Origin of the sequence: Wolbachia endosymbiont (group A) of Campoletis raptor (genome assembly GCF_964026755.1) — a bacterium.
Lineage (GTDB): Bacteria > Pseudomonadota > Alphaproteobacteria > Rickettsiales > Anaplasmataceae > Wolbachia > Wolbachia pipientis.
Window position 1 is genome coordinate 702,452 of sequence record NZ_OZ034695.1, and the last position, 23,082, is coordinate 725,533.

At 36.0% G+C, this 23,082-nt stretch carries 21 protein-coding genes, 1 tRNA gene and 3 pseudogenes; 11 read left to right on the forward strand and 14 right to left on the reverse strand.

The annotated features are described in order from the left end of the window. Genes AAGD74_RS07295 through rpsB form a run of 5 tightly spaced genes read right to left on the reverse strand, consistent with a single transcriptional unit; the run spans position 1 to position 3,278 of the window. Complete coding sequence (locus AAGD74_RS07295) at positions 1–264, reverse strand: hypothetical protein (RefSeq protein ID WP_410529735.1); 264 nt, start codon at positions 262–264, stop codon at positions 1–3. A gap of 5 nt (positions 265–269) precedes the next feature. After that, a complete protein-coding gene (gene frr, locus AAGD74_RS03615) occupies positions 270–827 on the reverse strand; it encodes a ribosome recycling factor (protein WP_006279983.1) in 558 nt (185 codons plus the stop codon). A 7-nt stretch (positions 828–834) separates the two neighbouring features. After that, positions 835–1,572 (reverse strand): UMP kinase, encoded by a 738-nt coding sequence (pyrH, locus tag AAGD74_RS03620; protein WP_410529909.1) that lies wholly within the window; start codon positions 1,570–1,572, stop codon positions 835–837. A 16-nt stretch (positions 1,573–1,588) separates the two neighbouring features. Further along, on the reverse strand, positions 1,589–2,449 hold the full coding sequence (gene tsf, locus AAGD74_RS03625) for a translation elongation factor Ts (RefSeq protein WP_006279981.1): 861 nt from the start codon (positions 2,447–2,449) through the stop codon (positions 1,589–1,591). Continuing rightward, positions 2,430–3,278 carry a 30S ribosomal protein S2 gene (rpsB, locus tag AAGD74_RS03630; RefSeq protein ID WP_010962661.1) on the reverse strand — a complete coding sequence of 283 codons (849 nt, stop codon included), beginning with the start codon at positions 3,276–3,278 and terminating at the stop codon, positions 2,430–2,432. The genes tsf and rpsB overlap by 20 nt, the downstream gene beginning before the upstream one ends. 191 nt (positions 3,279–3,469) lie before the next feature. Here rpsB and AAGD74_RS03635 point away from each other — a divergent pair. The 8 genes and pseudogenes from AAGD74_RS03635 to AAGD74_RS03670 all read left to right on the forward strand — a co-directional run bounded on the left by AAGD74_RS03635 (position 3,470) and on the right by AAGD74_RS03670 (position 10,408). Then, positions 3,470–3,546, forward strand: a tRNA-Asp gene (locus AAGD74_RS03635). 137 nt (positions 3,547–3,683) lie between these two features. Beyond that, positions 3,684–4,055, forward strand: a complete 372-nt coding sequence (gene yajC / locus AAGD74_RS03640; RefSeq protein ID WP_338482310.1) for a preprotein translocase subunit YajC — start codon at positions 3,684–3,686, stop codon at positions 4,053–4,055. 80 nt (positions 4,056–4,135) lie between these two features. Beyond that, positions 4,136–5,956: a glutamine--fructose-6-phosphate transaminase (isomerizing) gene (gene glmS, locus AAGD74_RS03645; protein ID WP_338482819.1), complete on the forward strand. Its 1,821-nt coding sequence runs from the start codon at positions 4,136–4,138 to the stop codon at positions 5,954–5,956. Between the two features lie 307 nt (positions 5,957–6,263). After that, positions 6,264–6,509 (forward strand): annotated as a pseudogene (locus tag AAGD74_RS03650) (PD-(D/E)XK nuclease family transposase); the annotation flags it as partial. A 350-nt stretch (positions 6,510–6,859) separates the two neighbouring features. Further along, positions 6,860–7,126, forward strand: a complete 267-nt coding sequence (locus AAGD74_RS03655; protein WP_338482311.1) for a hypothetical protein — start codon at positions 6,860–6,862, stop codon at positions 7,124–7,126. An 8-nt stretch (positions 7,127–7,134) separates the two neighbouring features. Beyond that, entirely contained in the window at positions 7,135–8,682 is a 1,548-nt protein-coding gene (gene ltrA, locus AAGD74_RS03660; RefSeq protein ID WP_341810519.1) for a group II intron reverse transcriptase/maturase, read from the forward strand. Continuing rightward, complete coding sequence (locus tag AAGD74_RS03665) at positions 8,679–9,479, forward strand: Rpn family recombination-promoting nuclease/putative transposase (protein ID WP_341810520.1); 801 nt, start codon at positions 8,679–8,681, stop codon at positions 9,477–9,479. The genes ltrA and AAGD74_RS03665 overlap by 4 nt, the downstream gene beginning before the upstream one ends. Before the next feature lie 96 nt (positions 9,480–9,575). After that, a protein-coding gene (locus AAGD74_RS03670; protein WP_338482219.1) for an IS5-like element ISWpi1 family transposase occupies positions 9,576–10,408 on the forward strand; the annotation gives its coding sequence in 2 pieces (ribosomal slippage) (positions 9,576–9,945 and positions 9,945–10,408; 834 coding nt in all). On the opposite strand, the gene AAGD74_RS03675 is transcribed toward AAGD74_RS03670, so the two are convergent. The 5 genes from AAGD74_RS03675 to dcd form a co-directional block, all read right to left on the reverse strand. After that, positions 10,383–10,514 carry a hypothetical protein gene (locus tag AAGD74_RS03675; RefSeq protein ID WP_338482317.1) on the reverse strand — a complete coding sequence of 44 codons (132 nt, stop codon included), beginning with the start codon at positions 10,512–10,514 and terminating at the stop codon, positions 10,383–10,385. The two genes, AAGD74_RS03670 and AAGD74_RS03675, sit on opposite strands and share 26 nt — an antisense overlap. Positions 10,515–10,646: 132 nt before the next feature. Further along, a complete protein-coding gene (locus AAGD74_RS03680) occupies positions 10,647–11,810 on the reverse strand; it encodes a multidrug effflux MFS transporter (protein WP_341810770.1) in 1,164 nt (387 codons plus the stop codon). Between the two features lie 183 nt (positions 11,811–11,993). Then, entirely contained in the window at positions 11,994–12,860 is an 867-nt protein-coding gene (locus AAGD74_RS03685; RefSeq protein WP_077188103.1) for a hypothetical protein, read from the reverse strand. A 57-nt stretch (positions 12,861–12,917) separates the two neighbouring features. Further along, positions 12,918–16,133, reverse strand: a complete 3,216-nt coding sequence (locus AAGD74_RS03690; RefSeq protein ID WP_338976620.1) for a glycoside hydrolase TIM-barrel-like domain-containing protein — start codon at positions 16,131–16,133, stop codon at positions 12,918–12,920. A 417-nt stretch (positions 16,134–16,550) separates the two neighbouring features. Beyond that, positions 16,551–17,108, reverse strand: a complete 558-nt coding sequence (gene dcd, locus AAGD74_RS03695; protein ID WP_006280485.1) for a dCTP deaminase — start codon at positions 17,106–17,108, stop codon at positions 16,551–16,553. A gap of 141 nt (positions 17,109–17,249) precedes the next feature. Between dcd and AAGD74_RS03700 the strand changes: the two genes are divergently transcribed. Continuing rightward, the gene (locus tag AAGD74_RS03700) at positions 17,250–18,266 is read left to right on the forward strand and encodes a substrate-binding domain-containing protein (protein WP_341810521.1); all 1,017 of its coding nucleotides are present in this window, start codon (positions 17,250–17,252) and stop codon (positions 18,264–18,266) included. A 79-nt stretch (positions 18,267–18,345) separates the two neighbouring features. Here AAGD74_RS03700 and AAGD74_RS03705 read toward each other — a convergent pair whose 3' ends face one another. From AAGD74_RS03705 to AAGD74_RS03715, 3 genes are all read right to left on the reverse strand, one after another. After that, complete coding sequence (locus tag AAGD74_RS03705) at positions 18,346–19,332, reverse strand: hypothetical protein (RefSeq protein ID WP_264707621.1); 987 nt, start codon at positions 19,330–19,332, stop codon at positions 18,346–18,348. A gap of 148 nt (positions 19,333–19,480) precedes the next feature. Then, the gene (tnpA, locus tag AAGD74_RS03710; protein WP_265024376.1) at positions 19,481–19,918 is read right to left on the reverse strand and encodes an IS200/IS605 family transposase; all 438 of its coding nucleotides are present in this window, start codon (positions 19,916–19,918) and stop codon (positions 19,481–19,483) included. A gap of 78 nt (positions 19,919–19,996) precedes the next feature. Continuing rightward, positions 19,997–20,191 carry a hypothetical protein gene (locus tag AAGD74_RS03715; RefSeq protein WP_341810522.1) on the reverse strand — a complete coding sequence of 65 codons (195 nt, stop codon included), beginning with the start codon at positions 20,189–20,191 and terminating at the stop codon, positions 19,997–19,999. A 141-nt stretch (positions 20,192–20,332) separates the two neighbouring features. On the opposite strand from AAGD74_RS03715, the gene AAGD74_RS03720 reads away from it, so the two are divergent. Together AAGD74_RS03720 and AAGD74_RS03725 are read left to right on the forward strand one after the other, a co-directional pair. Beyond that, positions 20,333–21,793 (forward strand): TrkH family potassium uptake protein, encoded by a 1,461-nt coding sequence (locus AAGD74_RS03720; protein ID WP_236514849.1) that lies wholly within the window; start codon positions 20,333–20,335, stop codon positions 21,791–21,793. Positions 21,794–21,961: 168 nt separating this feature from the next. Next, a pseudogene (locus tag AAGD74_RS03725) lies at positions 21,962–22,117 on the forward strand (IS66 family transposase); the annotation flags it as partial. Between the two features lie 4 nt (positions 22,118–22,121). On the opposite strand, the pseudogene AAGD74_RS03730 reads toward AAGD74_RS03725, so the two are convergent. Further along, positions 22,122–23,066 (reverse strand): annotated as a pseudogene (locus AAGD74_RS03730) (IS481 family transposase); the annotation flags it as partial. Between the last annotated feature and the right edge of the window lie 16 nt (positions 23,067–23,082).

Here is a 23,082-nt window from a genome sequence, read left to right on the forward strand (position 1 = left end):
TTAACCTAATTTTGACTTGAGTGAAATTTTTTGGATTTCAATGGACACCTGGAAGGTGTCAGCTACTTGCATGACAGGAAGAGAGTTACTGTAGTGACACCAATAGTTGATACTTGAATGCAAAATTGGTGTCATCCCAGTGCTCCGACACTGGGATCCAGGAAATTTGATTTCAAACAAGTGCATCAGATAGTTGTATAGTAAAGGCTGGATTCCAGTGTCAAACACTGGAATGACATCATTTGCTATGTAAGCTTTCTCCATATCATTTAGTGATTCAGTATATCCTTTTCTTTGATGGACAATTCACCATCAATCTTTTTTATATTATCATCAGTAATATTTTGTATTTCCTTCTTAGCACCATGAAAATCATCTTCTGAGATTTCTTTATTTTCCTTCATTTTTTCTGTTTCTTCCATAATATCTCTACGTATATTTCTAATGGCAATCCGTGCATTTTCAGCAAACTGATGCAATAATTTCACTAATTTTTCACGGGTTTCTTGTGTCAAGTCCGGAAGAGCTATACGTATGGTATTGCCCTCAACAACAGGATTTAAATTCAAGTTGGCATTTAATATAGCATTTTTCACTTCACCGACAACATTAATATCCCAAATTTTAATTGATAGAGTTTTGTTATCTATAACCGAAACACCTGCAACCTGATTTAACTTTTGATGTCCACCATAGATATTTACAACTATACCATCAAGCAACGATGCGCTAGCTCTACCAGTGCGTACGCCTTTAATATCATCATGAAAGGACTGAATAGTTTTTAGCATTCTTTCTTTTGTTTTAGCTTTTATTTCATTTAACATAAATTACCTAATGTTTACAATCTGAAACTATAGTACAAGTACCTTGACCCTTAATAATATTGACTATTTTTTCTCCCTTCAAAGAAAAAACTATAATTGGAATAGAATTCTCACGAGCAAGTGAAATTGCTGATGCATCCATAACTTTTAAATCACGAGTCAATAAATCCGTGTAAGAAAGCCTATCATACATTACAGCATCCTCATTTTTTTTCGGATCAGCGGAGTATACACCATTTACTTGCGTACCCTTTAGAATAACATCACAATTCATTTCAACAGCACGTAAGGCTGCAGCTGTATCTGTAGTAAAAAATGGGTTGCCTGTGCCTGCTGCAAAAATTACCACTCTACCTTTTTCTAAATGACGAATAGCTTTCCTTCTGATGTAAGGTTCGCATACAGTGGCCATGGGTATTGCAGATAATACCCTAGAAGCTACTAAATTTTTTTCTAAAAAGTTTTGTAAAATTAAAGCATTGATTATAGTTGCAAGCATTCCAATATAATCACTGCTTGCTCTTTCACAACCACTTAAAGACGCAGATGTGCCACGAAAGATATTACCACCACCAACAACAATACATACCTGAACTCCAAGATTACAAACTTCAACTATGCCTTTAGATAACTCACCTATAGTCTCCATATCGTGACCAAATTGCTTTGATCCCATCAAAGCCTCACCAGAGATTTTAAATAACACCCTGGAATATTTTATTTCGCTTTTTTCATTTGTTGAAATAAACATTTTTTGCTATTTAATCTGCATCACCCAAAACAAGTAACTTGTAATTAGAGAGTTTAACAGCACTCAACTCGCTTGATTTTATAAAATCAGAAATCTTCATCTTATCATCCTTTATAAATTTTTGCTCCAGTAAAACAACTTCTTCATAGTACTTAGCCATTCGTCCATCTACTATTTTTTTTGCTACTTCTTCAGGTTTATTTAAGCTCCTCACTTGCTCTTCAATTATAGAACGTTCGTTGTTCAACTTCATTTGATCTAAATCATCTATAGACAAGGCTTCAGGCTTCATAGCAACTACATGCATAGCTATTTGTTTCCCAATCTCTTGTAGCTTCGCCTTATCACCAGATGATTGCAATGCAATTAAAGCACCAATCTTACCTAAGCCATGCGCATCACCATGTACGTAGCCAGCAATAACTCCATCCTTAGCTTCTAAGTAACAAAGCTTGCTTAACTCTAGCTTCTCACCAAGAACTGACGTACCATTCATAATAGCTTCCTGCACTGTGCCAATGCTTTCATACTTGGCATTTTTTAACTCATCAACGCTAGTACAGCGTTCTTGATGAGCAATTGATGCTAAATTTAAAACTAACTCTATAAATTTCTCATTCCTTGCGACAAAATCGGTTTCGCAATTGAGTTCAATCAATACACCACAATTTTCAGTCAAACACATAGCAACGAGCCCATCTGAAGCTACTCTATCAGATTTTTTGTCAGCTTTAGCAAGACCTATTGTACGTAACTTATCAACGGCTTTCTTAATGTCACCATCACATTCTTCTAATGCTTTTTTACAGTCACTTAAGCCAAGCCCTGTTCTATCACGTAATTCTCTTATATCATCTGGATTCATCTTCATTTGTTACTACCTCCCTTTCTTCTTCTTTGTAAACTTTACTACGTCTCCTTTTAGTTTGCACAATACCATCTTCTTTTTCTTGAATAAACTCATCACCCCTTATATCATCAATCTTAACTCCAGATTTTGCTAGACTAGACTCTATTCCAGCTAATATAGAGTCGGTAGCTAATTTACAATAGAGCTCTATTGATTTTCTTGAGTCATCATTTCCAGGTATTAGATAAGTAATACCATCTGGATCAGAATTAGTATCAAGTATTGCAACTATTGGAATTCCTAACTTCTTAGCCTCCTTAACCGCTATATGCTCTTTATTAGTATCAATGATGAATAAGATATCAGGAATTGCTCCCATTTCTCTAATACCGCCAAGCGCCTTATCAAGCTTTTGCTTTTTCTTTTCAATGTTTCCCAATTCTTTCTTTGTTAAAATGCTATCCTCGTCATTTAATATTTTCTCATATTGCATCAAGGTTTTTATCGAAGAAGAAACAGTGCCCCAATTAGTAAGCATACCACCAAGCCAACGATGATTCACATAATATTGACCACAACGAATCGCTTCACTTGCAATAATATCAAAAGCTTGAAACTTTGTACCAACAAATAGAATGCGACCACCTTGAAATGCAACGTCATATAAAGCCTTCATGGCCACCTGTAGCAATGGTAGTGTTTTTCGCAAATCAATTATATGTATACGATTTTCTTGATGCACTCCATATATGTATGGAGCCATTTTTGCGTTCCAGCGACTAATTTTGTGACCAAAATGTACACCAGATTCAGCTAAATCACGCACAGTGACTTTAGGCAAATTTGTCATATATCATTCCTCCAAATAGTTTATCTTCCATGGCATAACCCTAATGGGACTACTTGTACAAGCCATGTGTGAAATTAAATTATTTACATAGTAATAGAAAAGACAGCAAAGCGCAAACAAAAAATATTGACAAAGGGCAACATGTTTATTAGCTTTAAAGTTGAAGCCCGAAAACGCTAAAAAGAAATTAGGGGGGTGTAGCTCAGTTGGTTAGAGCGCATGCCTGTCACGCATGAGGTCGTGAGTTCAAGTCTCATCACTCCCGCCATATTAGTTTTAGCATAACTTAGAATTCGCAGTATTATTGCCGGTATTGAGAAACGCCTTCACCAAACTTGACATGGCATGGTGTTGTAATTAATACTTAAATAGGTTTGTTTTTATCATTAACAATTAGGATTAAATATGCTCATTTCTGAAGTTTTTGCAGCAGATGCAACTAGCAATACATCAAGTATCGGCGCATCTTTTGCTAGTTTTACTCCATTGATTTTAATATTTGTGGTATTTTATTTTCTCATTATTCGCCCGCAACAAAAAAAACTAAAAGAACATAGAAAGATGATAGATCAAATAAAACGTGGTGATACAGTCATTACTTCTGGTGGAATAATAGGTGAAGTTAATAAAGTTGATGAGGCAAATGCACAATTTATAATAGAAATAGCACCAAAAGTTGAGATAAAAGTTCTAAAGTCCGCTATATCTCAGGTTTTAAGCAAAGAAACTCAAAAAGTAGCAGCTAAACCAATTAAAAAGGTAAAATCGAAAGAATGATAAAAAGAATATAAATCAACCAGTAATAAAGGCAAAAATGCTTAACATGTTTAGAAAAAAGTTTGTTTGGTGATCCATTTGTGTGCGGAATATTTGGTGTAGTAAGTAGCGGTGATTCAGTAATACCAACCTTACTAACTGGGTTACAAAAATTGGAATATAGGGGATATGATTCCTCAGGTATAGCAATCATAAATAACGAAGGTAAGATAGAAGTCAAAAAATCAGAAGGTAAAGTCGAAAGGTTATGTGAAGTTGTTGATGACAGCAAGATGTCTCACAGTACAGTTGGTATAGCACATACTCGCTGGGCTACACATGGAGTCCCAGGCCTTAAAAATGCTCACCCCATTCGTACAAATAACGTTGTTGTTGCTCATAACGGCATAATTGAGAATTACAATCTGCTAAAAAAGGGCCTAGAAGAAAGGGGCATGTCATTCCATACTGACACTGACACAGAGATCATACCAAACATGCTAACCTTATATCTCGATGAAGGATTGTCGCCATTTGATTCTCTATTTAAGTGTTTAAACAACCTACACGGCTCATTTGCCTTGGTCTTATTATTTGCAGAATATCCAGACGCCTTATTTGTTGCGAAGAGAAATTTGCCTTTAGCAATAGGCTATAACTGTAACACAGTGTTTGCTGCATCTGACTCTAATGCTTTAAGTGCATTTGTGGAAAAAATATCGCATTTGGAAGATGATGACATTGCAGTGATAAAATCTAGTGGAGTTAGTATATACAACAATGGTACACAAGTTAAACGCAGTATAGAAAATAGTAGTCCAAGTGATTTTCTAATTAGCAAAAATGGTTACCCTAGCTTCATGTTAAAAGAGATTTTTGAGCAACCGCGTGCATTAAACAAAACAATAAATCAATTTTACAAGCAATATAAAGAGGTAATATTTGCTAACAAAAAATTGTTTTCTGAGCTGAGTTACATTACTATAGTTGGATGCGGGTCATCTTATTTTGCTGGGCTAATAGCAAAGTATTGGCTGGAAAATGTCGCTCAAGTTCGAGTATATCTAGAAATCTCATCAGAATTTAGGTATAGCAACGTCAAGCTGGAAGAAGGCAGCATTGGGTTATTTATCTCTCAATCTGGCGAAACTGCAGATACCATAGAAGCGCTGCGTTATGCGAAATCACAGAAGCAAACAATCATAAGTATAACTAATACATTTAGCAGCAGCATTGAAAAGATCTCAGATATTGTGTTACATACTCTTGCTGGGCAAGAAATTGGTGTTGCTTCAACAAAAACCTTTTCTGCGCAACTTGCAACTTTAGCATGCTTTGCCGCGGAGCTTGGAAAAATAAAAGGTATACTGGGTGGAGAGAGAATAAAACAGCTAAGCAACGCTATTAACTCTATTCCCAAGTATGTTGAGCATGTTTTAAATGTGATGAAAATACAACATATATCAGGCAGCATATTAGAACACAATAACGTTATTTTAATTGGCAGAGGAAGTTCATACGGAGTTGCAATGGAAGGCGCATTGAAAATAAAAGAGCTTTCATACATCAATACCATTGGTATTGCAGCGGGAGAAATGAAGCATGGTTCTATTGCTTTAATAGACTCTACTGTGCTTGTTATAGCAATTATCCCTTATGATGATTTATTCTTTAAAACGCTATCTAATATACAAGAGATTATTGCAAGAAAAGGCAAAGTAATTGCCTTCAGTGATAAACAAGGAGCGCCATTCCTAAGGGGAGTTTGCGCAGATGTGGTGCAACTTCCAGACACTGATAACTTTATCTCTCCAATCATCTACAGTGTTGCTATGCAATTCCTTGCTTACTTTACTGCAGCAAAAAAAGGGTTAGATGCAGATTGTCCAAGAAATTTAGCTAAGTCTGTCACGGTTGAGTAGTTCATTTAAAGTTAAAGCTAAACTTCTAATTAAGGTAACCAGACTGCATTCTGTGATTTTTAGCAAAACACGATACACAATCGTCATTCCGCTACTAGTTAGCGGAATCTATGCCGAGATACCGCGAATGAATCGCGGTATGACGGTTCGCGGTGGTATGACGGTTAAGTAATTCGTCATCCCGCTGCTTGTTAGCGGGATCTAGAGATACCGCGGCGGTATGACGGTTCGCGGCGGCATAGCTATCTTCAAAAATATGGTTGAATAATTGTGTGTATAATTATTAATATTTTTAAGCACTTTGGCTATGGCTTTATCTAAGTTTCTCGACCCTAAGCTGGATTTGACCTTCAAAAAAATATTTGGCACTGAAAAAAATAAGAATATTCTCATACATTTTTTGAATGATATTTTAGGGTTTACTGAGATAAATACTATACAAGAAGTGGAATTCCTCAGTACTATAATGGATCCTGAAATTGCATCTGATAAACAAAGTATAGTTGATGTTCTTTGCAGGGATTCTAGTGGGGCCAGGTATGTGATTGAAATGGTGCGACCTGAAAGTCTTCGGTCATATTGTTTAAAAGGAGAGGAATTCATTCAGAAAGAAACTGAAAGGATTCTAAAACTTATTAAACCAGATGTTTTGCCGTCTGAGTCTACGCATCAGTGCGAATCGGGCAACCGGTTGGTGCCAAGCGATGCGGACAATGAACCTCCTCTTGAAAAAGAAGATGCTCAATCGTGAGAGGGGCATAAACTGCAAGCATCATGTGGTTGGAGGGCTAGGCTAGTGGTATGGTGAACGTAAGTGAAGCTTTATAAGTACCGATACGATGAAAGAGCTAAAGATGCTGATAAGCTCTGACCAAAAGGTAATGTGACATTTTTCATTTCTAGATGTACGCAAATAATAACTCCACCGGTATAGAGAAGCCACCTAACCCACTATTGTATGACTGGAGAAACAGGGTAAGCCTGTATTTTCGCCTACATGGCAAGCAAACCGCAAGGAATGCTGATGGAAGTGCAGGTAAAGGAGAATGGAGAAAGCGAATGCCATTTTGTAACGAAATGGATAGAATTTGTAACATTAATTCGCGTGAAAACGAGCAGACTTCCGTTTGGTCCCTCGTGACAAGAAACTTTGTTAACCACTTAAGGTAGGAAAGCAGATGATTACAAGTAAACCTGTAAGTGCATCTACCAAAAGCTTTGAAGCATGGAAGCAGTTGCCATGGAAGAAATGCCAGAAAGTTATTGTGAGGCTACAAAGACGTATTGTTAAGGCTGTCCAAGAAGGAAGATGGGGTAAGGTAAAAACTTTACAACATCTTCTCACACGCTCTTTTAGCGGAAAAGCTTTGGCTGTTAAGAGAGTAACTGAAAACCAAGGAAAAAACACAGCGGGTGTAGATCGTCAACTATGGTCAACTTGCAATGCTAAATTTCAAGGAATAAAGCAGTTAAAGCAAAGAGGATATAAACCTTCTCCGCTAAAACGGATTTATATCAGTAAATCTAATGGCAAAAGAAGACCTCTTGGAATACCCACGATAAAAGATAGAGCCATGCAAGCATTATATCTGTTTGCTCTGGAACCGATAGCTGAAACGATCAGTGATCGTCACTCCTATGGCTTTAGACCTAAAAGATCCTGTGCAGATGCTACAGTAGCTTGTCATTTGTTACTGGCAAGTCGTAATCAACTACAATGGATACTTGAAGGTGATATCAAAGGATGCTTTGACAACATTAATCATGAATGGCTTATGAAGCATATTCCTATGGAGAAAAAAATTCTGCATAGTTGGTTCAAAGCTGGCTTCCTAGAATCAAAAACTCTGTATCCCACAACTGCAGGTACCCCGCAAGGTGGTATAATTTCTCCAATACTAGCCAATTTAGCCTTAAACGGACTTGAAAAGTTATTGGAAAGTCGATTTGGTAAACTCGGCAGTAGAAAAAGAAACAAAATCAGAAGTGGAGTGAATGTAATCAGATACGCAGACGACTTTATTATTTCAGGTTTCACACATGAAGTACTGGAAAAGGAAGTTAAGCCTTTAGTATCATCTTTTCTTCATGAGCGAGGTTTAATTCTGTCAGAAGAGAAGACAAAGATTACATCTATCACAACAGGGTTTGACTTTCTTGGTTGTAATGTACGTAGATATAATAAGAAGTTAATTATTAAACCTTCGAAAGAAAGTATTAAAAGACTTCTTAATAAAGCACGTACATTGATAAAAGCAAATATAGCGAACACTCAGGCTATAGTAATTAAGTCACTCGACTCTCTACTGAGAGGATGGGGAAATTACTATCACCATGTGTGTGCTAAAAAAGCGTTTAGAAAGATCGACAATGAAATTTGGCATAGTTTATGGAAATGGGCAAAGAAAAGACATCCTCGTAAAGGATTACGTTGGATAAAGAATCGTTACTTCAAAGTAATGGGTCAACGCCAATGGGTTTTTGCTGCACCCCTATGCAAGAACAAACCAAAAGAGATACGGTATTTAAGACTGCTTAAGCTGATTGATATACCTATCAGACGACATGTTAAAATCAGAGCGGATGCAAATCCCCTTGACTTAAAATGGAAAAAGTATTTTGATGAGAGAGTGAAACGAACAAGAATGTTAGCAAGCTCTTTCTCAAGAGAAGGTTCTCTACTGTTGGTGTCACCATTAAGAATGATGTTTCCTGAGGAATCATGAAGGACAAGCCGGTTCTAGAAAAGAAGAACTTAGATAAGGGGCTCAAGCGTAGTGTTGGGAAACCTGCATGCTGCGTTTCTAAGGGAGGGGGTAGTAGTAATACTGCTTCCTTACCTGACCAGCTCGCTAGAGACAAGAGCTTCGAAAAACGCGCTCAATTATATGCCGCTAAAGCCTACTCAAGACAATTAGATAAATCTGGCAACTACATTGATTTAAAGAAAGTCTTCTTTATTGCTATATCAAATTGTAACTTACTTCCTGAAGAAGTTGATTATATTTCTACTCACAATATACGTGATATAAAAACTAACGGCCATTACTTAAAAGATTTTCAGTTTGTCTTTATTGAGTTGCCTAAATTCGCAAAAAATAAAGTAGAGCAGTTAGAAAGTATAGTAGAAAGGTGGTGTTTCTTTTTTAAATACGCAGAAGAAACAACAGAAGAGGACTTAAAAGAGATAGCAGAAAAAGCGCCAATAATAAAGCTAGCATATGATGAATTAGACAAGTTTCGTTGGAACGAAAAAGATTTAGTAGCCTATGAAGAAAGGATAATGGATCTACGCAAAGAAGAAGCTATTCTTGAATACAGACTTGACCTTGCTACTGAAAAAGGCATCCAAATTGGCGAAGAAAGAGGCATCAAAATCGGTAAAGAGGAAGGGAAAATTGAAGGGAAAATTGAAGTTGCAAAAGCAATGCTGGCTAATAATGTTGATGTCAACACTATTGTCAAGTTTACTGGCCTTTCTATTAGTGAGATTGAAGAATTAAGTGTGAACGGTACAGAGTAATTTCAAAGTGCATTTGCAGTTGGAACGGATACATTTAGAGGTTGTCCGGAAACAAGTAAAAGGCTATAATATCTGAAATTTTAGTACGGGGTAAAGATGAGAAAAAAGTATCCAACAGATCTAAGCGAAAGGGAATGGGCAAGAATAGAAAAACACTTCAGAGTATCATACAAGAAAGGAGGAAGGCCGCCAAAGTATAGCAAAAGAGAAATATTAGAAGCAATTTTCTATGTATTGCGTACAGGGTGTCAATGGCGGTATTTACCAAATGATTTTCCGCTATGGAAGACTGTGTATGAGCAGTTCAGGCAATGGAAGAAGCAGGGAATTTTTGAGAAAATGAATTATGAAATTACAAAATATAGTAGAAGAAAAATAGGAAGGAATGAGCAGCCGAGTGCCTGTATAGTAGATAGTCAATCTGTAAAGACTACAGAAAAGGGGGGATCAAAGGCTATGATGGAAGTAAAAAAGTAAAGGGTAGAAAAAGGCATATAATTACAGACACTCAGGGTTTTATACTAGGTTGTTACGTAGGCGCTGCTAACGAAAATGATAGAGATGGTATTAAAATAGCATTAAACAATATGAGAACAAAATATACTAAAGTTAAAAAAATGTGGGCTGACATGGGATACCAAGGAAGAAATTTAAAGAATCACACAAAGGAAGAATATGACATAGATATTGAAATTGTTACAAGGCCTCCATGTAGATTTTGGGTGCACAAAGATACGCCACCTGAGCTACTACCAACAAGAGAACAAGGGTTTAAAGTACAGCCAAGAAGATGGGTTGTAGAAAGGACTTTTGCTTGGGTTAATAGGAATAGAAGGCTATCGAAGGAGTATGATTTACTCACAACATCCACTGAGAATTTCATATACCTAGCTATGAGTAGGGTTATGTTAAAGAGGGAATATGCTTGAATTTACTTGTTTCCGGACAACCTCTTAGACTTTTTACTTTCTCAATATTACCTTCTAGAGCAGCCTTACGTAATTCAGCATTTATATCTCTGTTTGAATTGCTCATCCCATACCTCCTGTAAAACTATATTGTTATGATAAAGTCGTTAATAATCTATGAGCTCTCACCCCATGTAAAATTATATTATCATGATAAAGTCATTAATAACCCATGAGCTCTGGATCACGCAAATAATGGTTATTCCCTGTGTTTTTCAGTACATTTGAGCTGGCTGTACATAAGAATTGCAATTGTAGAGCATGCTATTGTTAATAGTAAATTTGGTAAAATACCATAGCGAAAAAATTTTCCTACTATATATATTCCAATAGCCCCAAACATCATATTGCAGAATGAGAGAACTGCACTACCAAGCCCTATACCTTTGATCGTTTCTAAAGCAGAAGTTACGTTATTGCTTATTATTAATGCAAGTCCGATATTGGCTGGAATCCAAACAGTTTGAAGAATTAATATATTTAACTTGTCCGCGAAATAAAAATATACCAATAAACTATCGGATATTATCGGTAACACCAAACCTATTATTAGCATTTTGCTAACCCCTACTTTTGGTACATACCTTCTATTAATTAAAGTTCCAATTATGTAAAATATGACTATGATCGATATGAGGTAGCCAAAATACTGTACTTCAATGCCCATCGATTCAAATATGAACGGGTAGTTAGCAACGTATGCCCAAAGCCACATGAAAGTTAATCCATGAATGGCTGAAAACCCAAGGAAACGATAATTTCTAAATATTGATATATATTGCTTGCAGATATTAGTAGTTATGTTAGTTATACTGGTTTCATTTTTATTTACAGTGAGTGTTTCTTGTAACTTAAAGTAGATAAAAATAAGTATAGCAATTGCTGCAAGTGATATAATAAAAAACAAAAATTTCCAACTATACCCATGTGAAATTATATAACTGCCCACCACTGGAGCTATTCCAGGTGAGAGTGCCACAACCATATTTAATTTTGAAATGACTCTCGAGTATTCACTACCCGAGTACATATCCCTTATTGCTGCATACCCAACAACACCTGCAACACCAGCCCCTGTTCCTTGTATGAAGCGAATTAGTATCAAGAGCGCAATACTGTCGGCTATATAACACATGACACTTGCCAAAGTAAAAATTGTCATACCAATCAGCATCATTGGACGCCTACCATAATGGTCCGATAATGGACCATAAATTAATCCAGACACCGCAAATCCAACTAGATTCAAGCTAATTGTAAGCTGCACTACACTGCCTTCTACTTTAAAATAATTGGCAATGCTTGGCAGTGCAACTGAGTATAGGTCAGTTGCCATATCGACAATTGCTACAGACAATATCATAATAAGAGAGATGATATTTTGCGAAAGAGCTGTTTTCACTTAATGATTTATTGGTAAATATGCTTAATTATAATGTATTTTTTTCATTAGTATAAGTACAATGTTACATAGTAAACGATGTCATGCGAGTAGCGGACACTGAAATCTTAAGCTAAAATCATAAAAAGCACGAATTTCAATATCTTATCTTGAATTATTCACTTTAAGCTTTAAGTCTTCAACAGAAGATGCATTTGCCTCACTTACTACCTTTAGTGGTTCACCAAGATTATGCTCTATTTTTATATTATGCTCAGGATCGTACTCTATTCTTGTATCAAACTCAAAGCCCAATTTCTCACAAAGTTTTTTGAAATACTCAATAATCTTATTTATAATATAAGTAAGCTTATCAAACAAACCGTCATCACCAGCTTTATAGTTCTCTAACTCTTTAGGAATGGTAAGAAGTACTTTACCATCTTCATATACCACATTTTCACCTTCACATTTTAGTTTAAACTCCGCTGAACTGCAAAAACCTGGTGTTTCGATATATGTATAATCATCATAGTTAAGCATTTTTGTATATTTCATGCTAAAACTAAGCTTTATACAATTGGGTTCACGACAATCCATAATATACTCTCTTGTCATACAGTTGCTTTGCGTTAACAAATGAAAAGATCCAAGAGCGTGACTCATATCATTAGGAAGAAAATGAGTATATCCGCCCTGATAATAGTTATTTATTAACTCCTCAATAATAGAGTTATTGGGAATTGTTGCACCAACGTGTTTAAACATTTCTGTAAAAATTTGTCTGAGAAATGGACGATAATTCCCTTTTCCGTTTTCATCCCGTAGAATTAGATTTTTATGGTTTGAATACAGATCGTTAATAAATTCGTTAGTTATTTTTTGTCCGTTAATAGCAAGGCCGTGTGTTCTATTAAGATCCTTATATGTTCCCTCACCAGAAATTACTTCGTCCCCAGTGTTAGCTTTGAAATCAGCATATTTGAGCTTCTTCACTTCAGCTTTCAACGCATTGACCATTTCCTTTGACATGTTATATCTCTACCATTAATACCTGTATATTAATTCTAGCACTTACTTTATTAAATTTCAATTACTAAATGAATTTATCACTTTCACTTCCGTATTTTCCAGCGAGTCACCGTAAGTCACTGCTTTTAGGTAAAACTTTTTTCCCCTTTGCACTTCGAAAGATATTATTGAATCATCAAGTAGAACAAATTTTTCACCTGCAGTGTGCTGATACTCTTTAGTACCTTCTTGTCCTCTGATTAGGTTACTAAGCTTATATTTATTTTTATCTATAAGTTCAGCATTCTGGAATTTCACTATCTCTTTTCCAACTAGTGCTAAATTTGAGTCCGCAATTGAAGTTATGTTTCCAAAACGTAACACTACTATAAGCCCCTCGTCGGTAGATTCCATTACATATCCGTAAGTAGACTGCTTGTTTGTGCTTGCAATAGGCTTATAATCCTTATCGTTGTACGAAATAAAGAGTGTTGCTCCCTTCCAATTCTTTTCCTCACTAATTAAAGTAAAGCTTGCACTATTACCTTTAATATCCGGTAAATCTATCATTTCTACGATGGTTTTGCTAATGTGAGAGGGAGGGTATTCCTTCAGCATAAGTGACCTTGTTGAAGGAAAAGAAAGCTTATATATAGAGTGATCATAACCAACGCCAATTACTTGAATGGACATGCTTTCGAATTTTGTTTTTATAATTCTCACCGTATGCTTTTTCTCACCGTCTAAAATCGTTATTACATCACTTGGCACAAGCCACGCATATTTTATCGGCAGCTTGAAATTGTATATATTTCTCTCTTGCCACGAAGAATAAAGTAAAACCTCAGCTATATTTTGCGCCTCTCCCTCCTCCATAATGAGCGGTATTTCAACTGTTATAGCAGCGCCTTGCTTTGGCAACTCAGCATATTTAACATCAATTGGATAGCCAAAATTGCGATTAAAATAAACGACGTTAACTTTATTGTTTAAATCTAATTGACTGATATTAGCAAGTTTTGAATTGTTACTGAAAACCATTTCACCAATTGGTATTCCAGTCGTAACTCCCCTGCCCTTTTGGACAAATTTCAGTTTAGAGTCCTGTTCAACCACATCAAAAAAATAGCAACTTTGCAGCATTTTAATAATTGAACGTACCGATTGCTGGTCGTTTATCACATACCCAGACAATAACCCTTTGACGTTGCTTGTATCGAACTGATCGCTTTTTAAACCTGTTTTTTGTAACAGATCCGATAAAACATCGGAAATATTAAGCTGTGAAAGCTTTCCCTGAATCCAATGTCCTGTCTGCCAATTATGGCAGTCAGCCCACACATCACATAAATTGGGAAAGTAAGGAAATGGCCTTGCATCCCATGCCCAGAGAAACATTTTTTCTACCATTTCTGAACTTTGCCACTTTTTTAGCGTTCCTTCAATTGCAATTTTTTGCGAAAGAAAGCTCACCTCTCCGTTTGAATATCGTGGATATTTGCTCTCTATGCTGCCTTTGTCAACAAACACATTTGGCTCATTAGTGCAGCCGTTCATACTGGGAAATCCATACTCAGTAAACCATATTTTTTTCATTTTTGGTTGCCATTTCGTTTTACTACCACCTGGATTTATGTGAGTTTCACTCCACCATTTTGCTATGTTTTTCCACGCATACCTGCTGTCGTTATACTTTACTCTTTCAGGCTCACCCTTTGAGTAATCATAGAAATAATCATACCCCACTCCACTGCTCCAACCACCCATTACATCTTCCGCGGAATAACCAAAAGGAGGCTCTGGACCATCAGTCAGTGGAAAATAAGCATCTATGCCAACAACGTCGATATACTCTGAAGACCACAGTTCATCCATATTATACCAACCATCATATGAATGGTATTCGCTCCAATCTGCAGCGTAGGTAACTGTTACTTCTTTTCCAAGATTAAGTTTTATCTGCTTTGCAAGCTTGACCAGCTCTATAACGGCAGGGTAATTCCCTTGTTCATCCCTGATTTTGGTAAGTTGCGCAAATTCAGAACCAATGATAAACCCTTCCACTTTAGTTTGTTTGGCAATGCTTGCATAATGCTCTATAAATTTGTTGTACTGATTCTTAAAAAAATCACTTATATCTTCAGGAGTCCCGCTCAACCTTCCTCGCCACTCTTTGTTCTTTGTATCAAGTAAGGGCATTGGATAGAGCATCACCTTGTAGCCTCTGCTGTGTAGCTCTTCTATATATCTTATCAACGCTGCATCACTAACTGTGCCACCATACCTTGGGTTTCCACTCGCATCTTTTGAAATTAGCTGAGCATTATCTCTGGTTACACCCCCTACTTGCCAATCATCAGGTAATATTGCGGAATCATCTTGAAATTCAACTGCAGGATATATTTTACAATCTTTAATGTTCAGATCATTCACAAACCAATTGACTACTACCGATACCCACTCAACATTTGGTAAATCTCCCTTTAATTGATCCAAAGAAAGCATTGCATCGCTCTTTTTAGTGTGGTTGTTGTGATTTACCCTTTGCGCCAGCCCATATGGGATATATTGGTTGCTGCTTATTTTCTCTTGCGCGATTTTCTTCTGTATTTTTGTATCATATACAAACTCACCTGAACCTGGTATGATATTGATATTCCGAATATTTTTTGCTACTGAAAATTCATTTGACTTTACTGCAGTTTGCACTTCAAACGTAAATACCGGAACATGATTATTATAGTCTGCTAAAGGAAAATTCTTGATGACTATGTAAGATATTCCCCTATAAGCCGGCACATTCCCCTCTCCTTCAATTGATGACATAAATGGATCAGGATTTTGGTCTTCTCTGCCGCTGTAAAAAGTATAATCTATTTCATCAAAGCTAAGTGATGTTGTATCTGCCCAGATTCTGTTTAATTTTTCTACTTTCCCCTTGCAGATCGCAATTGCAAGCGTTGCGTAGTAATTATATGTAACGTTCATACCTCTTCCAATTTTGCTTTTGGTGGTTATCGCCTCTTCTTTTATTGGCTGTGACCAAATAATGTTCCCTGCAACACGAGCAGTGCCATAGATAATTGGAATCGTTCTGCTGTAGGTTGAGGTTTGAACTTGCAGATTTTTTAGTCTCGCACCATGCGTTACTTTTTGCTCGGCATCAAGGCCGAACATTGCCCCATCTAGCTGTGCACCAAGAAGAGCACCGAGTTCTGAGCCGATAATCCGGCCAATTGGACCAAAAATGCTGCCTGCTTGACCAAAAATTGATGATAAAATTATTGTAGACATGGTAATCCTCCTTTTGATAGATTTTTTTGAAATTGTTGAGAAAAGATCCAAGTGTCACGCTACTTGGATGACACCTATAACCTTGTCATCCCAGTGCTTCCTCCTTTGTCATCCCAGTGCTCCGACACTGGGATCTAGGAATTTTAATTGTAAGCAAGCACACTGAGTTGATAAGTATAAAAATGGCTGAAAAATAAACATTTTTGATGAGGTCACATAGAAAGCTGGATCCAAGTAGTCAAGGCACTTGGATGACAAGAAAGGGGCTACTCGGATAACAGATACTATGATAAGAAATTCAACAACTTACAATGAATAATTGAAGTTTTTAATTAAGAAAAGCACATGGTGTAGCTATAATTATTGTAAGCAACAATGAAAAAGTACGGAAGTGAAAAATTACCACTCTCATGGCAATCACTTCACCAGCGGCAAAGTGATACCATGCTGATTCATATATTTTCCTTTCATATCATCATATGATTTCTCGCATTCACTTTCGCCGCTTAAAAATACGAATTGGCATGCGCCTTCATTAGCGTAAATTTTCGCAGGAAGTGGAGTGGTGTTTGAGAATTCGAGTGTGACATGACCTTCCCATCCAGGTTCTAAGGGAGTAACGTTTACTATAATTCCACACCTTGCGTAAGTTGATTTACCAACACAAATGACCAGTACATTCCTTGGTATACGGAAATATTCCACTGTACTTGCAAGCACAAAGCTATTTGGTGGAATTATGCATACGTCTGTTTCTTTATCTATAAAACTATTCTCAGAGAAATTTTTAGGGTCCACGATGGCTGAATTAACGTTAGTAAAAATCTTAAATTTATTATCCACTCTTGCGTCGTAACCATAAGATGATAGTCCGAAAGATATGACACCTTTGCTGCTTTTGTGATTCACAAAAGGCTCTATCATTCCAAAATTTTCAGCTTTTTCTCTTATCCATTTATCTGGCATAACTGCCATAATTGCCCCTTAAAGTTGTGTAATACTTACAATAATATAAAATAAAATTTAAATGTAAACTGTAGCTTTTGTCATGCAATTAAAGCTTTTCAGTTTGATTTTTTGTTACAATAATTAGATTTATGTTCTTAACTAAAAATAATGCTTAGAAACTTTCTCCTGATTTTTGTATTCGTATTATTCATGCCGCTGTCAAATGCTGATGCCAGGAAATACATCAGAATTGTTGGGTCTTCAACTGTTTTTCCTTTTATCTCATTTATAGCCGAGGAGTTCAATCGTGTATTCTCCTTTAAGACTCCAGTTGTGGAATCGATAGGAAGTGGATCAGGATTCAAAATGTTTTGCTCAGGAATAGGGGAAGACACTCCAGACATCACCACTTCATCTCGCCCTATGAAGGAAGTAGAAAGAGAACTATGTAAAAGAAATAAAATTAATGAAGTGATAGAGATCATCATTGGCTATGATGGAATTGTCATTGCAAATTCAAATCAAAGCCATAGATTTGATTTCACAAAGAAGGACTTATTTGAAACTTTATCTGCATATTCTCAAGAAAATGATAAATTAGTAAAAAATAATAAGAAGTTTTGGTCTGATGTAAATCAAGCCTTACCAAAAACAGAAATTGAAATTTATGGTCCACATCAAAATACAGGCACATACGAAACTTTGGTTAATTCTATTATGCTTGATCAATATTCATGCATGAACTCGAGAATTTTCAAAGAGAATTATAAAGATCAGGAAGAAAGAAAGCAAGCATGTGGTAATATAAGGGATGACGGAAGGTATATAGAAGTTGGAATTAATGAAAACATAATAATACAAAAATTGAAAAGTAACAAGAACGCTTTAGGGATATTTAGTTTTAGCTTTTTAATGAGGAATCAAGATAAAATACAAGGGAGCACAATTGCAGGAATTGAGTCAACTTACGAAAATATATCATCGGGAAAATATATATTAGCAAGACCTCTATACCTTTATATAAAGAAAGAACACCTGGATACTGTTGATGGATTAAGAGAATTCATAAAAGAAATTATAGATTCGATCGGCATTGAAGATGGGTACCTATCTAGGCTTGGTCTAATTCCACTTTCAAGTGAAGATATAAAGAAAGCTTCAGCAAAGGTTTATGATATAACGTGACGGCAACGTTTCTTTTATATTCTTTGTTCTAGCGTAGTCAGACCCAGCGCGGCGCGCTGGGATGACAATGGATTACTAATTAGACAGTTCTGCGTTGTTGCAACACCCCAGAAACAACCGGGTCCGAGCTTTTCGTATTTGGGCTTTCTGATTTCTCACAAACTCCTCCAATATAAGCTAGTACAGCCAATGCTGAAACTGCTAAAACTTCTAAAACTAATGCAACTACAGGATATGCCAGCACATAGGCTGCAATAGCACCAACTACGCATAGTCCAACAACGCCCAGAGCGATCTTCCCTTTGTGTTCACTCCAGAAGTTTGTATCGTTTTTTTCTGGGGTTTTGTTGTCTGCAGTTGGTGCAGAGTTTACGGTGTTTTGATCTAGATCAGTGTCATCTATAAAGTTAAGATCATCATTCTCAGACGGATCCTGATTGATTTCTTGTGAAAATCGAGTCGCATACTCTTTATCCCATGCTATCTGATCATTAATCTTGGCATTATCTAGTTCATTTTTACTAAGTTTTTCCTCAAATTCTTGAATCAAATCTTGAAAGCATTGCTCACCTACTCCAGGTATTTTAGCAAAACGTTTTTGTGCACATGTAAGTTTATCCATTACATAGTTATTTCCATTGGGCTCGAACCCAAGGAGCCCTGGAGAAGCAGCATCAAACATTAATTTAAAGCTTTCTTTTATCTTTTCCACATCTTCTTGGTTCAATTCTTCACTATATTCAACTTTCAGAGGATAAACTAAAAGGGCATCTACTCTTCCACTACTCCAATATACCTCTCGCTCTAAAACCCTTTCTACATCTTCACCACAATTCTCTAATGCTGCTTTAACTTGATCAATATCAAGGTTTTCTATTGCTTCTTGTAAGTTGGAATCAAGATCCATTACCCACTTGTGATCTTCTATTTTTTGAACAACTTGTACAAGAGCAAAATATTCTGTGCTATGAGGGTCAAATTTTCCTTGAAAGCGTTTAAGATCATCTATTGTATCCGTAAAATATGGTTGATCTTCAAAAGATTTTGTTACCTTGTAATCACACAAAAAATCACGAGTTTTTTGATCAGCTTCCTCCCAAATTAGTTCAATGATCTCGACTTTAGTGTTAACGCTAGCTTCAGAACACTCAACCACTATCGGCTGAGAGCCGAAAGGTTCGATATAGCGCTGGAAGCGCGGTGAGAAGCTAAAGCTACTCCAATCTTATACTAGATATAGAATGAGGCTGATGTGCATCTGTATGTTTATTGATGTACTCATTAATGACTTCATCTGTGATATGTCCGCTGGTAGCACTAAAGTATCCTCTTCCCCAAAAACGCTTTCCCCAGTACATTTTATTTAGCTCTGGAAATTCTTGTTGAATTTTGCGTGAAGACCTGCCTTTGGCTCTTTGAACAAAATCACTCACAGCTATATGAGGAGGTATTACTACGAATAAATGTAAATGATCTGATGATATTACTCCGTTTTCTATCTTAATCCCCATTTCTTCAGATACTTCTGCTATGATTGTTCGTATTCTCTCCTTCATAGCCTTAGTTAATACTCTGTACCGATATTTTGTAATCCAGACTATATGGTACCTATGATAAAATACAGTGTGTTTTCCTTTGTCATATTCCGTCATAACTATACTTTATAAAGTACAGTTATGACATTGACAAACTAAAGTTTCTCCACCTAGAAGGTGGAGGCTTGTACCATCTTATGGAAAGTCAATAACAAAATCTAAAATGGTACCTTTGTTACTAGTCAAAGTCCCCTCGTGGTTCAAAACTGCTTGTATATCATTATGTTCACCATTGTTGAATATGTCCTGGACTTTTTGAAAATTGCCATCCCAGACTGCCTGTCTTAATGAACCTAGAATTTTTTCTTGTGCATCAGTTAATTCAACCATATCTTACCTCTAATAAAAATTTAATTATCACACATATTTACAAGTAAATCAAGTATGTTGTTAATAACTGTTAATAAAGGCCAACAAAATGCTTGACGTTAGAGTAGCTTTTATGGCTTTGTATAGCGAGGAAGTAACTCTATGAAAAATCATCAACGTTTACAAAATTTGCGTTCAATTGTATTTATTGTGGGAATATTCCTATTGCTGTTTAGCTTAGCAATGCTTATTCCTGCTATTACCAATAAGTATCTCAGCTACGAATGGAAAAATTTCCTCGCTGGATTCATAATTACCTGCACATCTGGCGCAATTTTTATTTTACTCGGTAAATTAAGTAGATTGCATGGAATGCCAGCAATTTTTGCGATTACTAGTTGCACCTGGATTGCCTTGTCTCTGTTTGCAGCTATTCCTTTCTATTTTGATAATCTGAGCTATGTTGATGCATTGTTTGAAACGATATCTGGCATCACAACCACAGGAGCAACTATATTTAATGATATTGAAAAACAATCTCCAGGAATACTGCTATGGAGAGCAATGCTACATGGCATGGGGGGTTTTGGTGTAATCACTTTAGGAATTGCAGTTTTTCCTATGTTTAAGGTTCTCAGCCTAAATAATTTACTTTATTCTGAATATTCAGATGCTACCAAAAGGAAGTTGCCGAACACGCGAAGCGTAGTGATTCATGTTACGGCAATATATTATGGCTTAATTTTGTTATGCATATTTTCCTATTATCTAGCTGGTATGCCACTATTTGATGCAATATGCCACGGAATGTCCTCTGTATCAACTGGTGGATTTGCTAACTATAACGATTCTATAGGGCACTACAATAACCCTATGTTAGAAGTCATAACGATCATTTTTATGATTTTGGGTTCTCTGCCTTTTCTTAGCTATTTAAAAATTATAAGACGATTAGACATTTGCTATGATGAACAGGTCTCTTACTTTGTTAAGATAGCTATTGTTTCATCTTTATTTGCTTGTTTTTGGTTGTATAAAAATGTTGATTTAGGAGTGTCATTATCATTTAGATGCAGCACATTTACCATCACCTCTTTAATTACGTCAACTGGTTATGCAATCTGTAATCATATAGATTGGAGTTTCATTTCAGTCTTAGCTTTTTTTCTAACCTTTGTTGGTGGATGTAGTGGTTCTTCAAGTGGTGGTGTCAAAATCTTCCGCTTGATTGTTCTTTTAAGGTCTATAAGAAATTACTTTTACCTTTTATTAAACCCTGATGCAGACAATGGAGTAAAATTCAATGGAAAAATTCTGGAGAATGATGAAGTTCACTCTGTCTTTATATTTTTTGCAATTTTCATGTTAACGTTTACCATTTCATCAATAGTGATGTCTTACTTAAGCAATGCAGACTTTATAACTAGCATCAGTTCAGTCTCTGCAACGCTTACAAACTCTGGCCCGGGATTTAGTAATTTAATAGGCCCTTCGGGTAATTATTCCTCTTTCAGTAATGAAGTAAAATTATTTCTATCGTTTTTAATGCTGCTTGGCAGACTTGAAATATTGCCAATCTATTTTTGTATAGGTAATTTATTCTTATTTAATAGAAAGAAATAGTTGGTGAAGTTGTGAAATTTGATATTATAGCTAAACTGACTTACGACAATTTGAAAAACCGTCATTCCGCTACTCGTTAGCGATATCTATGTATCCGTTCAGCGGAGTGGCAGAATAAGGTAGACAAGGTGATCTAAGAAGATAATCATAGAGCAAAAGTGAAGTAATATGGTAAACCTTTTAGAACTTTGCAAAAATTTACAGCAAAAAATAGAAAGGTTAGAAGCAAAAATAGAAAGATTGGAAAAAGAGAATGAAAGTTTAAAAGCAGAAAATAAGGCTTTAAAGATAGAAAATGCTGAGTTAAGAGAAAGACTCGGTTTAAGATGTATGGTCCCAGAGTGTGATGGTGTGGATTTAGTATAAATAATTCTGGAGACTGTGTCCACTGATAACATATAAATTCATAAGGAGTAAGACCCTTAAGAGTTTTGAGTCTCTTTGCATAATTATAAGCCATAACAAAGTTATAAAGGTGTTCTTTAAGTTGCTGGTGCGATTGATAGTAATACTTCTTAACTGTAGCATCCTTTAAAGTTTTATTCATACGCTCGACTTGCCCATTCGTCCAAGGATGGCTAACTTTTGTCAAACGATGTTCAATAACATTCTCTTCGCAAACTCTATCAAATATATGTTGGAAAGCATACTTATGACGCTTCTGGTTTGTAAATTGTATACCGTTATCTGTCAAAATAGTATGGATTTTATACGGTAAAATTCTAATCAAATTACGTAAGAACTCAGCAGCTATGGGTTTTGTAGCACTGTTACACAACTCAACATAGGTAAATTTGGATGTCCTATCAATAGCAACAAACAAATGTAATTTGCCCTCCTCAGTTCTAACTTCAGCAATATCAATATGAAAGTAACCGATAGGATATTGTTTGAATTTCTTTTTTGACTTAACTTCTCCATCAACAGTTGGTAATCTGCTAATGTTGTGTCTTTGTAAACAACGATGCAAGCTAGAGCGAGTCAAATGCGGAATTGTAGACTGCAGAGCGTAAAGGCAATCATCTAGTGGCAGTAGTGTATACTTGCGAAATGTAACTATTATAGCTTCCTCTTCTAGCGTTAAAACAGTTGATCTTGGATGCTTTGGACCCATATCAGCATCTTTCGTAAATGAACGTTTTCTCCACTTAATAATAGTTTTTGGATTAAGGTTATAATGCTTGGAGAGTTTTGCTATGCTCTCTTTTCTATTTTGTATTGCTCTACGAATCGTCTGTGTTGTTTTGGCGCACCCATGTAATATCTGTCCCATAATGACTCCTTAAATG

Bases quoted from the DNA above. Each gene is read 5' to 3' on its own strand.
- AAGD74_RS07295 (WP_410529735.1), bottom strand. From the start codon at position 264: ATGGAGAAAGCTTACATAGCAAATGATGTCATTCCAGTGTTTGACACT.
- frr (WP_006279983.1), bottom strand. From the start codon at position 827: ATGTTAAATGAAATAAAAGCTAAAACAAAAGAAAGAATGCTAAAAACT.
- tsf (WP_006279981.1), bottom strand. From the start codon at position 2,449: ATGAAGATGAATCCAGATGATATAAGAGAATTACGTGATAGAACAGGG.
- rpsB (WP_010962661.1), bottom strand. From the start codon at position 3,278: ATGACAAATTTGCCTAAAGTCACTGTGCGTGATTTAGCTGAATCTGGT.
- yajC (WP_338482310.1), top strand. From the start codon at position 3,684: ATGCTCATTTCTGAAGTTTTTGCAGCAGATGCAACTAGCAATACATCA.
- AAGD74_RS03655 (WP_338482311.1), top strand. From the start codon at position 6,860: ATGTACGCAAATAATAACTCCACCGGTATAGAGAAGCCACCTAACCCA.
- ltrA (WP_341810519.1), top strand. From the start codon at position 7,135: ATGATTACAAGTAAACCTGTAAGTGCATCTACCAAAAGCTTTGAAGCA.
- AAGD74_RS03665 (WP_341810520.1), top strand. From the start codon at position 8,679: ATGAAGGACAAGCCGGTTCTAGAAAAGAAGAACTTAGATAAGGGGCTC.
- AAGD74_RS03675 (WP_338482317.1), bottom strand. From the start codon at position 10,514: ATGAGCAATTCAAACAGAGATATAAATGCTGAATTACGTAAGGCTGCT.
- AAGD74_RS03680 (WP_341810770.1), bottom strand. From the start codon at position 11,810: ATGATATTGTCTGTAGCAATTGTCGATATGGCAACTGACCTATACTCA.
- AAGD74_RS03685 (WP_077188103.1), bottom strand. From the start codon at position 12,860: ATGTCAAAGGAAATGGTCAATGCGTTGAAAGCTGAAGTGAAGAAGCTC.
- AAGD74_RS03690 (WP_338976620.1), bottom strand. From the start codon at position 16,133: ATGTCTACAATAATTTTATCATCAATTTTTGGTCAAGCAGGCAGCATT.
- dcd (WP_006280485.1), bottom strand. From the start codon at position 17,108: ATGGCAGTTATGCCAGATAAATGGATAAGAGAAAAAGCTGAAAATTTT.
- AAGD74_RS03700 (WP_341810521.1), top strand. From the start codon at position 17,250: ATGCTTAGAAACTTTCTCCTGATTTTTGTATTCGTATTATTCATGCCG.
- tnpA (WP_265024376.1), bottom strand. From the start codon at position 19,918: ATGACGGAATATGACAAAGGAAAACACACTGTATTTTATCATAGGTAC.
- AAGD74_RS03715 (WP_341810522.1), bottom strand. From the start codon at position 20,191: ATGGTTGAATTAACTGATGCACAAGAAAAAATTCTAGGTTCATTAAGA.
- AAGD74_RS03720 (WP_236514849.1), top strand. From the start codon at position 20,333: ATGAAAAATCATCAACGTTTACAAAATTTGCGTTCAATTGTATTTATT.